10 protein-coding genes and 3 pseudogenes are annotated in these 12,539 nt (G+C 70.7%); 7 read left to right on the forward strand and 6 right to left on the reverse strand.

Translation table 11 applies throughout. From position 1 onward, the window contains the following. Positions 1-147: 147 nt before the first annotated feature. A complete protein-coding gene (locus ABS735_RS23515; protein WP_373900595.1) occupies positions 148-309 on the reverse strand; it encodes a zinc ribbon-containing protein in 162 nt (53 codons plus the stop codon). Then, complete coding sequence (locus tag ABS735_RS23520; protein ID WP_476755847.1) at positions 306-1,679, reverse strand: zinc-dependent alcohol dehydrogenase; 1,374 nt, start codon at positions 1,677-1,679, stop codon at positions 306-308. The genes ABS735_RS23515 and ABS735_RS23520 overlap by 4 nt, the downstream gene beginning before the upstream one ends. Before the next feature lie 394 nt (positions 1,680-2,073). Here ABS735_RS23520 and ABS735_RS23525 point away from each other — a divergent pair. Beyond that, positions 2,074-2,499 (forward strand): annotated as a pseudogene (locus ABS735_RS23525) (Ppx/GppA phosphatase family protein); the annotation flags it as partial. 21 nt (positions 2,500-2,520) lie between these two features. On the opposite strand, the pseudogene ABS735_RS23530 reads toward ABS735_RS23525, so the two are convergent. The 4 genes and pseudogenes from ABS735_RS23530 to ABS735_RS23545 all read right to left on the reverse strand — a co-directional run. Then, a pseudogene (locus ABS735_RS23530) lies at positions 2,521-2,742 on the reverse strand (transposase); the annotation flags it as partial. A gap of 493 nt (positions 2,743-3,235) precedes the next feature. After that, positions 3,236-3,928 (reverse strand): GAF and ANTAR domain-containing protein, encoded by a 693-nt coding sequence (locus tag ABS735_RS23535; RefSeq protein WP_373901265.1) that lies wholly within the window; start codon positions 3,926-3,928, stop codon positions 3,236-3,238. A 106-nt stretch (positions 3,929-4,034) separates the two neighbouring features. After that, a complete protein-coding gene (locus ABS735_RS23540) occupies positions 4,035-4,214 on the reverse strand; it encodes a DUF6480 family protein (RefSeq protein ID WP_373900593.1) in 180 nt (59 codons plus the stop codon). Between the two features lie 5 nt (positions 4,215-4,219). After that, entirely contained in the window at positions 4,220-4,822 is a 603-nt protein-coding gene (locus tag ABS735_RS23545) for a DUF4383 domain-containing protein (protein ID WP_373900592.1), read from the reverse strand. A 163-nt stretch (positions 4,823-4,985) separates the two neighbouring features. Here ABS735_RS23545 and ABS735_RS23550 point away from each other — a divergent pair, with 163 nt between their 5' ends. The 6 genes and pseudogenes from ABS735_RS23550 to ABS735_RS23575 all read left to right on the forward strand — a co-directional run. Continuing rightward, entirely contained in the window at positions 4,986-5,882 is an 897-nt protein-coding gene (locus ABS735_RS23550) for an SDR family oxidoreductase (protein WP_373900591.1), read from the forward strand. Between the two features lie 568 nt (positions 5,883-6,450). After that, complete coding sequence (locus ABS735_RS23555) at positions 6,451-8,037, forward strand: SDR family oxidoreductase (protein ID WP_373900590.1); 1,587 nt, start codon at positions 6,451-6,453, stop codon at positions 8,035-8,037. A gap of 37 nt (positions 8,038-8,074) precedes the next feature. Beyond that, the gene (locus ABS735_RS23560; protein ID WP_373900589.1) at positions 8,075-9,448 is read left to right on the forward strand and encodes a cryptochrome/photolyase family protein; all 1,374 of its coding nucleotides are present in this window, start codon (positions 8,075-8,077) and stop codon (positions 9,446-9,448) included. A 13-nt stretch (positions 9,449-9,461) separates the two neighbouring features. Beyond that, positions 9,462-10,958 (forward strand): cryptochrome/photolyase family protein, encoded by a 1,497-nt coding sequence (locus tag ABS735_RS23565; protein ID WP_373900588.1) that lies wholly within the window; start codon positions 9,462-9,464, stop codon positions 10,956-10,958. A 135-nt stretch (positions 10,959-11,093) separates the two neighbouring features. Further along, positions 11,094-12,236: a polyprenyl synthetase family protein gene (locus ABS735_RS23570; protein ID WP_373900587.1), complete on the forward strand. Its 1,143-nt coding sequence runs from the start codon at positions 11,094-11,096 to the stop codon at positions 12,234-12,236. After that, positions 12,233-12,421, forward strand: a pseudogene (locus ABS735_RS23575) (FAD-dependent oxidoreductase); the annotation flags it as partial. The gene ABS735_RS23570 and the pseudogene ABS735_RS23575, both read left to right, overlap by 4 nt. Positions 12,422-12,539 lie beyond the last annotated feature (118 nt).

Below are 12,539 nucleotides of genomic sequence, written 5' to 3' on the forward strand. Positions count from 1 at the left end.
GGGCAGGAAGCCACCTGGGGCGCTGCCCTGGGCGGCCGTTTGTCAAGGGTTCCCGGGCGTTGGGCCTGCCTCTCGACAACGGCGTGGCCAGGCGCGCTCCGCTTGGGGCAGTCATACCCGCAGGGTTTCTTGCCACCGAACACCCCGTCAGGACTTGTTGCCCGGCTCGTTCCTGCGGGTCTCGAACTCCTTGTGGCCGTTGGGGCAGGAAGGGATCCTGTCACCCTGCGTCACATGGACCTTCTCGCTGCAATGCGCGCAGTAGAAGTCCCCTGTCTTCTGCGCCTTCTCACCCGCCTTGGCGGTCACGAACGCCCACTTCCGCTCTCCTGGTTCGTCGTCCGCGGCCCCTGTGTGCCGGCCGTGGTGGCGGCTCCGGTGCCGGCCGTTTCGCCCATGCCCGGCGCGACCGAGCCGTCGCCCGCCACGCCGAGAGACACCTTCGTCCAGCCCGCCTCCCGCCGGTCGAAAGTGCGGTAGGCGCCGATCGCGTCCTCGGTTCCGACCCAGCGGGTGATCAGCGGAGTGGGGTCAAGCCGTCCTTCGGCGACCATGGACACCAGCTCGGGCACGTAGCGGCGGTGGTTGCAGTTGCCCATCTTGAGGGTGAGGTTCTTCATGAACGCCTCGCCGAACGGGTAGTGCTGCACCTGCGGCGGATAGACGCCGACTGTGCCGATCGTGCCTGCCTTCGCCGCCATCTGCACCGCCCAGCGGGCGGCCAGCGTCGGGGCGTCGCCGGGCACCCACGTATTGCCGTCCGGGTTCTGTTCGGGAGCCGCCTCCTGGCTTTCGTGCGCGAACTGCTCGCCCTGCTCACGCAGCGCTTCGGCCGCCGGGCCGTGGGCGGGCCGCTGAGCGTCCACACCCACCGCCTCGATCACGCGGTCCACGCCGATGCCGCCGGTCAGCTCCAGGACGGCCTCGACCGGGTCCTCAGTGTTGAAGTCGACCGTCTCCGCGTGCTGGTCGCGCGCCAGGTCCAGCCGGTCCGCCAGGCCGTCGACAACGATGATGCGCCCGGCTCCCTGGAGACGGGCGCAGGCGACGGCCGCCTGCCCGACCGGTCCGGCACCCACGATCGCCACGGTGTCGCCGTCCCCGACCTCCGCCAGCCGTGCCCCGAACCACGCCGTGGGGTAGATGTCGGAGAGCAGGACGGCCTGCGCGTCATCGACGGTGTCCGGCAGCGGAACCAGGCCGACGTGCGCAAAGGGGATACGGGCGTACTCGGCCTGCAGGCCGTCCAGTCCCCCGGCGGCTTCCGGGCCGCCGAAGAACACCGTGCCCGCCCGCGAGCCACCCGGGTTGGCGTTGTCGCACTGCGCATAGTAGCCCGCACGGCAGTAGCTGCACGTTCCGCACGCCACGGTGGACGGCACCACCACACGGTCACCGGGACGGAGGTTGCGCACCCCGGATCCGACTTCCTCCACGACGCCGACGGCCTCGTGGCCGAGGATGCGCCCCTCCTGCATGCCGGGCATGGTGCCACGGATGAAATGGAGGTCGGTGCCGCAGATGGCGGATGTCGTGATCCGCACGATCGCGTCGTACGGGTCCTTGATCTCCGGTTCCGGCACGTCGTCCAGACGTATGTCCCCCAGGGCATGCCACACGACAGCCTTCATGTGTTTTTCCGTCCTTTTTCGTTCTTCTGATGCCAGGTGCCGCGACAAGCGCGCCTTATGCCCTTTTTGGGTGTCCTGCCGGGCACCCTCGAAACCGAGGCGTCTCGCCAGTGACCGCGAGACTCGCTGACGTGCGGGCATACGAGCCGACTCGTGGGTACTCACTGCCCATGCGACTCGGGGTAGCGGACGTGGGTTCGAACACGGTGAGGCTGGTCATCGCCGAGGGAGACGGTGGCCTTCCTCTGCCCGTGCACACCAGCAAGCGGCGGCTGCACCTCGCCGAACAGGTCTCGACAGACGGCCGGCTCGCCGCGGACGCCGTCGAGTGCCTGGTCGAAGCACTTGCCGGGGTCAAGGAGGAGGCCTCTGGTGGAAGGTGGCCGAGCCACTCGTGCTCGCCACCGCCGCCGTCCGGGACGCCGTCAACTGCCAAGAGATCGTGGCCGCCGTACGTGCCCGCACCGGTTTGTCCCTGCACGTGATGTCCGGCGTGACCGAAGCCGAGCTGACATTTCTGGCCGCCCGGCAGTGGATGGGCTGGCGAGCCGGACCGATGGCCCTTCTCGACATCGGCGGACGCTCCCTCGAGGTCGCTTTCGGTCGCGGCAGGACGCCGGACTTCGCCATCTCGCTGCCGCTCGGCGCCGGGCGCCTGACACGGGAGTACCTGGATCAGGACAGCGCTCCCGCGCCCGAGGTGGTCAAGCAGGTACGACGACGAGTACGCCACGACCTGCGTGACGCCGCTGCCCGCATCCAGTGGGGGCGCCCGCGCACTGCGGTGGCCACCTCCCGCACCTTTCACCAGCTCGGCCGCCTATGCGGTGCCGCACCCCGCCGTGAAGGCCCGCTCGCCCCTCGCCAGTTGTCCCGCAGCGACCTGAAAGCGGCCCTGAAGACCCTGGTCGTATGCCTCCATGATGACCGCGTAGCGGGCCTGGTCGATGCGCCGCCGGCGTTCGAGCAAGCTGGGGAAGAAACTGCCCGCCCGCAGCTTCGGGATCGCGAGCTCGAGGTCGCCGGCCTGTGTGGTCACCGTCTTCTCGCGGTGACCGTTGCGCCAAGTGGTGCGGGTGTCGGTGTGTTCGCCCCACTCGGCGCCGATACTGATTCCGTAGCGGAACGCAGGATCATGCGAGGGCCGTCCGCCTGTCCGGCGAATCCCCAGGTGAGTGACATCGTACGACGCCCTGTTCGAGGCCAGAGGTTAAAGAACAAGCTCAGCGCACGCCAGGTGTCCGCGTCGGGCTGAGGTGCCGCATCGATCGAGTCGACTTGCTCGGTCACCCCGGACGCGGGTGTGAAGCAGTAGTCACTGCCGTAGAGAAGGCGTTCCGTGCCGCAAGACGCGGCCAGGGCGGGACCTGGTGGGGAGAAGGCGTGCCGGCGATGTCGAACCACAGGCGGCTGATCTGTTCGGGCACGGGCACCGCCGGCGAGGTGTCGGAGGTTCTGCGTGCCGACGCGATCCTGGTCGACGGCGACCCCCTCGCGAACATTCGGGCAACACGGAACATCCGCCGCATCTGGGCATCGGGAGTGTCTGTCACTCCCAACTAACGAAAGGCAGAGGCGCTTTGCGACCCCAGTGAGGGAGCAGTTCAGCTCGCGCCGGGACGGGTGGGGCGGATCTGCCGCGCGACGTCGCGCAGTTTCACATTGTGGTGCTGCGAGAGTCTGCGCAGGACGTTGAAGGCGTCGTCCTCGGTGAGGTGGTGGCGTTCCCGGAGGATGCCCATGGCCTCACCGATGGCGTGGCGGGTCTCCATCGCGTGCTCGAGCTGGTCGATGGTGCGGGCGCTGGACAGGGCGACGGCGGCGTGCGAGGCCAGAAACCAGCCGGCGGTCTCCATGTCCGCGGTGAAGGTGTTCGGGCGGGTGGAGTACAGGTTGAGGGCGCCGAAGTCCTCCCTGTCGGTGTAGAGGAGTACGCCGGTCATACTTCCCACCCCGAGCGCTCGCGCCGCCTTCGCGTACCGAGGCCAGCCGGGCTGCGGCTCGGTCATGTCGGCGATCCGGTAGGTGCGGGCGTCGTTGCCCTGGCGGGCGAGGTCGAAGCACGGCCCCTCGCCCAATTCACCCTGCAGCCGGTCGGATTCCTCGACCATGTCCCCGCACGCCGCCAGGGTCACCGCCCGGCCTTTGCGCACCGCGAGAATTCCCGCCGCGTCGCAGCCCTCGATCACATCCACCGCCGACGCGGCAATCGCGTCCAGCGTCCCCTGCGTCGAGCCCTGCGCCAGAAGATGCCGCGCGAGCTCGGCCATCTGCGCGGCGTACTCGCGCCACTCCATCGTCACCACCGCCTTGACCGTCCTGCGCCCAGCCTACCGACCCGGCTCCGACGCAGGGTCTTGTCCCAGCCGGCGAGTGCGACCCGAACGCTCACGACGTCGGCGTCTACAGACTGACGAAGCGAAGCAGGAAGAACGCGGCGACGATCACGGATCCGACGGCGATCAGGCTGAGCCAGATGTACGGGTGTTCCCAGACACCACCGTCCGGACGCTCCTGATGGGCCTCCGCCGTCGAGCCTTCCACCGGAGGGGTCTCCGTAGGCCGACGGAGTGGTTCCGTCATGCTGCTCACCGCCTTCCCGTTGTGTGCCGGCGCCGCTTCGGCGCTCGCCGCCCGTCGGTACGTCCGGCACTCTGCAAGGCGGCCGGCGCCCCTGTCCGAGGCCCCGCACCCGGCAGGGCGATGGCCGACTCGCGCTCCCGCGCCGCCTGCTCGGGATGCCTGCGCTGCCAGTAGGGGTTGTCGTGGGACAGCTTGCTGGAGACGCGGCCGTACATGCCGAACGTGGCGATAACCAGCCCCATGACGAAACTGAAGATCACGTTGGTCATGCCGAAGTCGAGAACGTTGGCGGGACGGTCGAGGACGAAGATGTGGGCGAAGCCGCTCAGGACGAAGAGGGCGCCGACCGTCATGTTGAGAACGGAGGCGAAGTTGCCGCCGATCACCGCTCCGGCGAGCAGCGCGAGACCGACGACGGTGGAGATGGCGCTGAGCGCGACGTTGGTGGTCATGCCGGCGATCGTGTCGCCCGCCGTGTCGAACGGGCTCAGCGCGTCGGCGAAGCCGAGTCCCGCGAAGACCAGCAGGACGAGACCGCAGAAGCCGGCACCGTAGCGGTAGACAGTGGCCAGATGATGATCGACGGGAAGTTCATCTCTTAGCTTCATGCCCACCTTTCTGCCTGTACGCCCGAAATGGATGCGCGCGGCATCTCGCGAGTTCCGGTCTGTGCGGGAACAGGGCAGGCGGCCGGGCAGCGGCCGACGTGCCCGCCGATCGGGAGACGTCTAGCGTGGTCAGGACATGCGCCGCCGCGGAAAGGAATCTTCCATGCCGGTCGCCCGGAAGCCTCTGTGTGGTCGCGTCGCGGTCGTGACGGGAGCTGCTCGCGGTCTCGGGGCCGCGATGACACGGGTCCTGGTCGAGCGAGGCGCGACGGTGGCGCTGCTCGGTCGCGAAGAGACCACGCTGGCCCAGGTGAGGGACTCGCTGCCGGCGGGGAGCGCCGCGTGCTGGGAGGCCGATGTCACCGACGACCGCGCCATGAGCAGGGTCGGCGCCGACATCCGCGCCCGGCTCGGGTCTCCCTCGGTCGTGATCGCCAACGCCGGGGTGGCGGAGGGCGGTCCGTTCGCCGAGTCGGATCCCGCCGTCTGGCGCCGCGTGGTCGAGGTGAACCTCATCGGCAGCGCGGTCACCGCGCGCACGTTCCTGCCCGACCTGTTCGACACACGCGGCTACTTCCTGCAGGTGGCCTCACTCGCGTCCATCGGTGCGGCACCGATGATGAGCGCCTACTGCGCGTCGAAGGCGGGAGCGGAGTCGTTCGCTCACGCGCTGCGGGCCGAGGTCGCCCACCGGCGGGTGGGCGTGGGGATCGCCTACATCAACTGGACGGACACCGACATGGTGCGCGACGCGGACGAGCACGCGGTGCTCCGGGAGCTGCGCGGCCACATGCCGTCCCCGGCGCGCAAGGTGTTTCCGGCCGCCTACGTGGCGGATCGGCTGGTCTCGGCCGTCGAGCGTCGCCGCGCGTCCGTGTATGTGCCCCGCTGGCTGCGCTCGACCCAGCCGGTGCGCGCGGCGATGCCGCCCGTCGTCACCTGGCTGTCGCGGCGTGAACTGCCACGGCTCGCCGCTGCGGAGCCATTCTCGGCGACGGGGCTGCTCGGCGCCGGGGGTCGGGCCGACCAGGGAGCTGACACCGACGGTGCGGCCGACTGAGGGACCGGTACCCGTTGGTTGTGCATCCGCCGCACGTGGCAAGCGGGAAGTGATCGGGAAACGACCAGGTACGACGGCCTGCACCGCACCGTCTTCCGACAGGAGACGCCCATGCGCGACATGGCGACCGATCAGGCGTCCGACGCGTGCGGCCGGGGACACGACTACGGCATGGACGTTCGGCGAGCGCAGGAGCCCGGGGACACGGCGCGCCTCGCGTCAGCGGGCGCGGCCCGTGGAACGCGGCAGCGACACCGACGTGTCCGTACGGGCGAGCGTGAGCGACCTGGTGACCGCGTCCGGTCGGCTGCGGCACCTCGTCACGGCGCAGCACCTGCACGGGCGGGCTGCCGAGGGACAGGCCGACCGGCGTGTACGCCCCTCCACGGAGGTGCATGTTCCGGTGCCGACACGCGGTGCCCTTGTCGGGTCCGGGACGGACCCGGGCGGTCCCCGGTCCCTCGTCGCGTCCGCGGACCGTCTCGCCGCGACAGGCGCGGTCACACTGCGGGGTCCATGATCGGTGGAGAAGGCACGGTGCCGTGGAACGAGTCGGGAGGAATGGACCGTGACGACGGACGGACGGCGGGACGACGGACGGCGGGACGTGGAGCGGCTGCACTGTCTGGTGACCGGCGCGTCCGGGTACATCGGCGGTCGCCTGGTGCCGGAGCTGCTGGAGGCCGGTCATCGGGTGCGCTGTCTGGTCCGCACACCGGCGAAACTCCGTGACCAGCCGTGGGCGGCCGACGTCGAGAGCGTCCAGGGAGACGTCACCGACCCGGATTCCGTCGCCGAGGCCATGCGCGGTGTCGACGTCGCCTACTACCTGGTGCACGCCCTCGGATCGGGCGCGGACTTCGAGGACACCGACCGCCGCGCGGCACGCGTCTTCGCCCAGCAGGCGCACGCGGCAGGCATCCGACGGATCGTCTACCTCGGTGGTCTCACTCCGCCGGGCATCCCGGAGCGGACACTCTCCCCACACCTACGTTCACGCGCGGAGGTGGGCCGCGTCTTCCTCGACTCCCCGGTGCCCGCCACCGTGCTGCGGGCCGCGGTCGTCATCGGCTCGGGCTCGGCGTCGTTCGAGATGTTGCGCTATCTGACCGAGCGGCTGCCCGTCATGGTGACGCCCAGTTGGGTGCACACCCGCACACAGCCCATCGGGGTCCGCGACGTGCTGCGCTACCTGGTCGGCTCCGCCACCATGCCGGACGACGTGGACCGGGCCTTCGACATCGGCGGGCCCGACGTGCTCACCTATCGCGAGATGATGCGTCGCTACGCGGCCGTCAGCGGACTCCGACGGCGGCTCATCGTCCCGGTACCGGTGCTCACCCCACGGTTGTCCAGCCACTGGGTCGGTCTCGTGACGCCCGTCCCCGCCTCCATCGCCCGGCCGCTGACGGAATCGTTGCGTCACGAGGTTGTCTGCCAGGAGCACGACATCGCGCAGTACGTCTCCGATCCTCCGGGCCGGCCACTGCCGTTCGACGAAGCTCTGGCCCTGGCCTTGCGGCGGGTCCGAGAGGCACAGGTCGCCACGCGCTGGTCGTCCGCCTCCGTCCCGGGGGCTCCCAGCGATCCCCTCCCCACCGACCCCGACTGGGCCGGCGGCAGTCTGTACCAGGACGAGCGGCAACTGCCCGTCGACGCGTCTGCGCAGGAGCTGTGGAAGGTGGTGGAGGGAATCGGCGGTGACAACGGCTGGTACTCCTTCCCATTGGCCTGGGCCGTCCGCGGCTGGCTGGACCGGTTCGTCGGTGGTGTCGGCCTGCGCCGCGGGCGACGCGACGCGCAACGCCTGCGGGTCGGCGACTCGCTCGATTTTTGGCGCGTGGAGGAGATCGAGCCGGTGCGACTGCTGCGGCTGCGGGCGGAGATGCGGCTGCCGGGACTGGCGTGGCTGGAGATGTACGTCGAGACGGACGAGGGAGGCCGTACCCGCTATCGGCAGCGCGCTCTGTTTCATCCGCGAGGGCTGCTCGGCCACGCCTACTGGTGGTCCGTCTCCCCCTTCCACGCCATCGTCTTCGGCGGCATGGCCCGCAACATCACCCAGGCCGCCGCCAAGGGCCTGACCGCCCGCAGGAGTGATCAGCGCTTCCCGCGCATCCCGCGCCGCCGTCCCCGACGAAGTGTGGAGCACTAGGCAGCCGTTCACGCACCACTGCGCCAGGAGTGAAGCCATGACCGCCGCGGTCGTCCTGTTCACCTCGGACCTGCGTCTGCACGACCACCCACCGCTGCACGCGGCGTTGAAGGCGGCGGACGAGGTGGTGCCGTTGTTCGTTCTCGACCCCGGGATCCACGCGGCGGGTTTCGACGCGCCCAACCGGCGGGCCTTCCTCGCCGACTGCCTGAGCGACCTCGACGCCTCCCTGCGCCGCCGCGGTGGCCGGCTCGTGGTCCGCGCGGGACCAGTCGTCCGGGAGGTCTGCGCGGTCGCCGCCGAGTGCGGGGCCACCGAGGTGCACATGGCCGCGGGCGTCACCGCGTACGCCCATCGCCGTGAGGAGCGGCTGCGCGACGGACTCGACGCCGGCGGTGTGGCACTGCGCGTGCACGAGGCGGTGGTCACCGCTCTCGCTCCGGGGGCGGTGACGCCGTCCGGCTCCGACCACTTCGCCGTGTTCACGCCCTACTTCCGCCGCTGGTCGGAAGAGTCGCTGAGGAAGCCCCTCCCCGCGCCGCGCACGGTGCGCGTTCCCGACCGGGTTCGCGGTGAGCCGCTGCCCGACCGGGCGGACGTGAAAGGCATTTCGCCCGGTCTTCCGGACGGAGGGGAGTCGGTCGGGCGTGACCGGTTCTCGCGGTGGTCGCGGTCCGGACTGGCCCGGTACGAGGACCGGCACGACGACCTCGCGGGAGACGCCACTTCCAGGTTGTCGCCGTATCTCCACTTCGGTGCGCTCTCCCCGGTGGAGCTCGTCCACCGGGCCCGCGAGCGCGGCGGACCGGGCGCGGACGCGTTCGTACGTCAGGTGTGCTGGCGGGACTTCCACCACCAGGTGCTGGCGGCACGGCCCGAGGCCTCCTCGGCGGACTACCGCACCCGCCGCGACCAGTGGCGCGGCGAGGACGACGCCGCCGAGGACATCGCCGCGTGGCGGGACGGGTGTACGGGATATCCGATCGTCGACGCGGCCATGCGCCAGCTCCGCCACGAGGGCTGGATGCACAACCGCGCGCGTCTGCTGGTGGCAAGCTTCCTGACCAAGACGCTGTACGTCGACTGGCGGATCGGCGCCCGGCACTTCCTGGACCTCCTTGTGGACGGTGACATCGTCAACAACCAGCTCAACTGGCAGTGGGTCGCCGGCACCGGCACCGACACCCGCCCCCACCGCGTCCTCAATCCGCTCGTTCAGGCCAAGCGGTTCGACCCGGACGGAGCCTACGTGCGCCGCTGGGTCCCCGAGCTCACGGACGTGGAGGACAACAGGGTGCACGAGCCGTGGCGGCTGCCGGCCGGACAGCGCGACGGGCTCGGCTACCCGGCCCCGCTCATCGACCTCGCCGACGGGCTCGCGCGCTTCAAGCACGCCCGCGGCCGCGACTGAGGAGACACCCGTCGTGCACTGGCTCTTCGGCGACCAACTCGGCCCCCACTTCCTCACCCCGGGCGAAGAGGGACCCGGGCGCGACACGCCGTTGCTCATGGTCGAGGCGCGCTCCGTCTTCCGGCGGCGACGATTGCACCGGGCCAAGGCCCACCTCGTGCTGTCCGCGATGCGCCACCGCGCGGCCGAACTCGGCGACCGCGTCACATACATGCGTGCCGACACCTACCGGCAGGGACTGGACCGCGCGACACGTGGGCGCCCCGTCGGCGTCCACCACCCCACCTCGCACGCGGCCCTCCGTTTCGTGCGTGCCCTGCCCCAGGTGACGGTGGGTCCCGCGCGAGGCTTTCTCGTGCCGATGGCGGACTTCGCCACCTGGGCGGACGGCCACGGCGACAAGCGCCTGCGACAGGAGGACTTCTACCACTGGGTCCGTCGCGGACACGGCCTGCTCATGGACGGCGATCAGCCCGCGACAGGCCGGTGGAACCTCGACCACGACAACCGGGAACCCCCGCCCCGCGACACCTCCGTCCTCCAGGTCGGCAGTCCTTACCGGCCCCGCGAGGACGACATCGACGAGGAGGTCCGCCACGACCTCGACCGCTGGGAGCGCGACGGGGACGTCTCCTTCGTCGGACGGGACGGGCCGCGCCTGTTCCCCGCGACCCGCGCGGAGGCGCGACGGGCGCTGCGACGCTTCGTCGAGCACCGGCTCGCCATGTTCGGACCGTACGAGGACGCCATGCTCGCCGCCGACCCCGTCATGAGCCACAGCCTGCTCTCCTCCTCCCTGAACCTCGGCCTGCTCGACCCCGCGGAGTGCGTCGAGGAGGCCGAGAAGGCGTGGCGTGCGGGCCGGGCGCCGCTGAACAGCGTGGAGGGCTTCGTGCGGCAGATCGCCGGCTGGCGCGAGTACGTCTGGCAGCTGTACTGGTACTTCGGTGAGGACTACCGGCGCTCCAACGAGCTTCGGCACACCGCGCCCCTGCCCGACTGGTGGAACGACCTGGACGCGGACGCCGTCCGGGCCAACTGCCTGCACACCGTCCTGGCCCAGGTGCGCGACACCGGATGGACGCACCACATCCCCCGGCTGATGATCCTCGGAAGCCACGCACTCCAGCGTGGCTGGGACCCCGCCGCCGTCACGGACTGGTTCCACCGCTGCTTCGTGGACGGCTACGACTGGGTGATGCTCCCCAACGTCGTCGGCATGTCCCAGTACGCCGACGGCGGCCGGATGACGACCAAGCCCTACACGTCGGGCGGCGCCTACGTGAACCGCATGAGCGACCTGTGCGGCCCCTGCGCCTACCGGCCGGGCGACCGGACCGGCGAGCACGCGTGCCCGTACACCGCCGGTTACTGGGCCTTCCTCGACCGGCACCGGAAGCAGCTGGCCCGCAACCAGCGCGTCGCACAGCCGATGCGGCAACTCGACCGGCTCACAGACCTCACGGAGGTACGCGAGCAGGAGCACGCGCGAGGTGACACACCGCCATGAACTCCGTGCCGATGGGCCACTGGGGTGAGTCCGCCGGGCACCGGCGCCGTACCGGGCAGGAATCAGCGCATCCGTATCAGGGCACTCGGCGGAAGCACTGACGTGCGGACGACCGAGAGTGAGAAGGGGTTGTGCATGCCTGGACTGCCATCGCTGGTGGCCCCGTCGGCCGAACCTGCCGGCGATCCCCTCACCGCGACCCACGCGACGGATGCCGTCGGCACCGTTCTCGAGCAGATCCTTGACGAACGCCTGCACCATTCCCGCGCCGTTGATCCTGTCTTCGCCCAGGAGCTGGCCGACCGCCTGGCCGCGCTTGTCGAGCGGAGTGGCAAACGGTTGCGCACGGCGTTCACGTACTGCGGCTGGCGCGCTGCGGGCGGATCGGGTGACGCCACCGCCGTCCTGCGGACGGGGGCCGCCCTGGAACTGCTGCAAGCGTGCGCCCTCGTGCACGACGACGTGATGGACGGATCCGTGCAGCGCAGAGGCGCACCGGCCATGCACGTGCAACTCGCGCGCAGGCACTGGGCCGCGGGCATGCACGGCTCCGCGGAGTCGTTCGGAACATCCGCCGCCGTGCTCGCCGGTGACCTGGCCCTGGCCTGGGCGGACGACCTGCTGACGGAGACGGCACTCGGCGCACCCCACGGCCGGCGCCTGTACGAGGAGTGGCGGGAGATGCGCACCGAGATGGTCGCCGGACAGTACCGCGACCTGCACGCCCAAGCGGCTCGTGCTTCCGGTGTCGACGAGGCGCTGGCCATCGCCACCTTGAAGAGCGCCTTGTACACCGTCGCGCGGCCTCTCGCGCTGGGTGCCGCGCTGGCCGGAGCCGACGAGCACGTGCTGGACGCACTGCGGGCGGCCGGCCGTTGCGCCGGGCTGGCCTTCCAGCTCCGTGACGACCTCCTCGGCGCCTTCGGAGACCCGGCGCTGACCGGCAAACCGGCCGACGACGACCTGCGCTCCCGCAAGCTCACCTACCTCCTCGCCGTCGCCCTCCAACTCGCCGACGCCGCCGATGATCACCAGGCCGCCGAGGCGCTGGCTCCGGACGCGGACCCGGGGTCCGAATACGCAGTGCAGCGGATGCGGACCGCCTTGGAGCGCACCGGCGCCCGAGACCTGGTGGAGGCGAAGATCGAGGAGCTGACGGACCTGAGCCTGGGGCACTTCGATCGCGTCGGCACGCATCCGGCCGTACGGCACGAGTTCGCCGCGCTGGTCCAGCGCGCGACGGGCATGTCTCCGCGCCGCGCGGAGGAGGTCGCGTGAAGCGGGTGCCGGGGCCGGCCGGCCATGTCCTCGTGGTGGGTGCCGGACTGTCCGGACTGGCCTGTGCCCTCCATCTGCTGGGCGCGGGCCGACGGGTCACCGTGGCCGAACGGGAAACGGGTCCGGGCGGCTACGAGATGGACACCGGTCCCACGGTGCTGACCATGCCGCGTCTGGTTCCCGAAGGACGGCATGCACGCACTCCCCCGCGCCATGGCCGACGCGGCGGCCGAAGCCGGTGCCGATCTACGCTGGGAGGCCAGTCGGCGACCGCGAGTAACATGCCGGCGCAGGGCACCTGGC

The organism is Streptomyces sp. MMCC 100, assembly GCF_041538145.2.
Lineage (GTDB): Bacteria > Actinomycetota > Actinomycetes > Streptomycetales > Streptomycetaceae > Streptomyces.

Excerpts from the sequence above, each read along its gene's own strand:
- ABS735_RS23535 (WP_373901265.1), bottom strand. The coding sequence starts at position 3,928 with ATGGAGTGGCGCGAGTACGCCGCGCAGATGGCCGAGCTCGCGCGGCAT.
- ABS735_RS23540 (WP_373900593.1), bottom strand. The coding sequence starts at position 4,214 with ATGACGGAACCACTCCGTCGGCCTACGGAGACCCCTCCGGTGGAAGGC.
- ABS735_RS23545 (WP_373900592.1), bottom strand. The coding sequence starts at position 4,822 with ATGAAGCTAAGAGATGAACTTCCCGTCGATCATCATCTGGCCACTGTC.
- ABS735_RS23550 (WP_373900591.1), top strand. The coding sequence starts at position 4,986 with ATGCCGGTCGCCCGGAAGCCTCTGTGTGGTCGCGTCGCGGTCGTGACG.
- ABS735_RS23560 (WP_373900589.1), top strand. The coding sequence starts at position 8,075 with ATGACCGCCGCGGTCGTCCTGTTCACCTCGGACCTGCGTCTGCACGAC.
- ABS735_RS23570 (WP_373900587.1), top strand. The coding sequence starts at position 11,094 with ATGCCTGGACTGCCATCGCTGGTGGCCCCGTCGGCCGAACCTGCCGGC.